This window comes from Moorena sp. SIO3I6 (assembly GCF_010672095.1).
Genome location: NZ_JAAHHU010000797.1, coordinates 1 through 2,185 on the forward strand (window position 1 = coordinate 1; position 2,185 = coordinate 2,185).

Annotated in this window: 2 protein-coding genes; both read left to right on the forward strand. The window is 40.7% G+C overall.

Translation table 11 applies throughout. The features are described 5' to 3' along the window. The first annotated feature begins 63 nt into the window (after positions 1 to 63). Complete coding sequence (locus F6K49_RS42850; RefSeq protein WP_293107645.1) at positions 64 to 984, forward strand: hypothetical protein; 921 nt, start codon at positions 64 to 66, stop codon at positions 982 to 984. Next, on the forward strand, positions 977 to 2,185 hold a 1,209-nt coding region (locus F6K49_RS42855; RefSeq protein WP_293107648.1), incomplete at its 3' end, for an ABC transporter ATP-binding protein. The genes F6K49_RS42850 and F6K49_RS42855, both read left to right, overlap by 8 nt.

A 2,185-nucleotide genomic window follows, 5' to 3' on the forward strand; every position in this document is an offset into this window, starting at 1 on the left:
TTAAATCCTAAGGTGGGCAATGCCCACCTTACCTATGGCATTTCCATCAAAAACCAAAAATAAATGTTTTTATACCAAGCTTATGGATTAACTATTCAGTCAGTATTCTTACTTGCTGAACTAACAAAAAGTCAAAATACAGCCAATATTTACATCCAAAAAGGTAAAGTAAAACTACCCCCATTAGAAGCAACTTCTATTAACCGTCAAGGCAAAGAAGCTCACTTTGCTGGCAACGCTCAAGAAGCCTACTTAGGCTGGGATGGCATAGCAACCCTACTCGCAAAAAACGGTGATACTCTCATCGTCGATCCTGATTTCGATGACATCAATCCCCAACTATTAAGCCTATATATCTTAAGCGAAGCATTAGGCTTAATACTCTATCAAAGAGGCTTGTTTCTCCTCCATGCTAGTGCCGTAAAAATTGGTGAACAGGTAGTGATATTTGCTGGTTGTCCAGGTGCGGGTAAATCTACCACTGCTGCGGCTTTTGCCAAACTCGGTTACACAGTTTTATCTGACGATATGGTTGCTATTGACTTAAATTCAGGGGATAAACCGATGGTATATCCCGCTTTCCCCCAAATCAAAATCTGGCCACCAACAGTAGAAGGACTTGCTTACGATATATCCACTTTACCAACTCTTTATCCTGGTTCCCGCAAGCGTGTAATTAGGAAACCAGAAAATTTTCCTACTCAACCCTTTCCTCTGGCTCATATCTTCTTCTTAGAAGACGGTAGGGATTTTAACGTTACTCCAATGGCAGGAAACGATGCTTTTTTAACTTTGGCGCGTTTCTTTCCTTTACCTAGTCAACTATTGGCAGGAAAAACCCTTGAGCATCATTTCCAACAGTGTCTACAATTAATCAGTCAAGTAGATTTATGGAAAATAGAAAAACCGAAAGACTTTAGGATACTCAAGGAGCTAATTACTTGGGTTGAAGGAAAATTAGAAACAACTCATCTCAATGCCTAGAATTAAACGCGCACTTCTGTTTGTCTGGCATAGTGCGCCTACTTTAACCACTATCAAAGTCATCCTAATTATTCTCCAGGGGTTACTACCCCTAGCCTTGCTCTATCTGAGCAAGTTAGTTGTAGATACAGTTGCTACCAGCCTCACTCTATCCGATAAACAAGCTGCCTTCAGTCAGATAATGTTTCTGCTTGCTGTTGCTGGCGGAGTAACTTTAGTAACTAGCGTTTCCCAGTCTCTATCTCAACTTGTCAGTACTCTCCAGTCTCAAAAAGTTACCGATTACATGGAAGGGATGCTTCATGACAAGTCGATGGCAGTAGACTTAGAGTACTATGAAAATGCCGAATACTACGATATGTTGCAACGGGCGCAACGAGATGCTCCGGAGCTCCCCAACCAAATTCTCCATCGTCTGGCAGAAATTGGTCAAAATAGCGTTTCTTTATTAGCAATAGTCGGCTTGTTACTTTCTTTTCATTGGGGAATTGCAGGAGTTTTATTTGTTGTCGGCATTCCTACTATGTTAGTGCGTCTTAAATATGCCAAAATTATGTATCATTGGCAGCGAGAGCGAACCCCTATTAGAAGACGAGCTAACTATTATGGCGGTTTGCTAACTAGAGATAGACCAGCTAAAGAAATTCGTCTGTTTAATTTGGGTAGTGTTTTTAGTCAGCGCTTTCATCAGTTGCGATGGCAACTATACCGAGAAAGCTTTACTATTGCCAAAAGCCGTTCTATGGCAAACCTAGCTGCACAGGGTTTTAGTGGCATCATCATGCTTGCTGCCTATGGTTTTATTATTTATCAAACCGTTCAAGGTCTCCTTACTCTAGGAGATTTAGCTCTTTATCATCAAGCATTTAAACGGGGACAAAGTGCTTTTAGTAGTGTTTTAGGTGGCTTATCTGGTTTTTATGAGGATAGTTTGTTTCTCAATAATCTCTACGAGTTTCTCGATCTCCAACCCAAAATTACCGAACTACCTGATCCCAAATTAGTACCGCAACCGATACAGAAGGGAATTGTCTTTAATAATGTTAGTTTTCAATATGCTAATACGACTCGTCAGGCTCTCAAAACGATTAACCTGACTCTACAACCAGGAGAAACTATTGCCTTAGTAGGAGAAAACGGTTCGGGAAAAACCACCCTAATCAAATTATTATGCCGTTTATACGAACCCACTTCTGGCAGT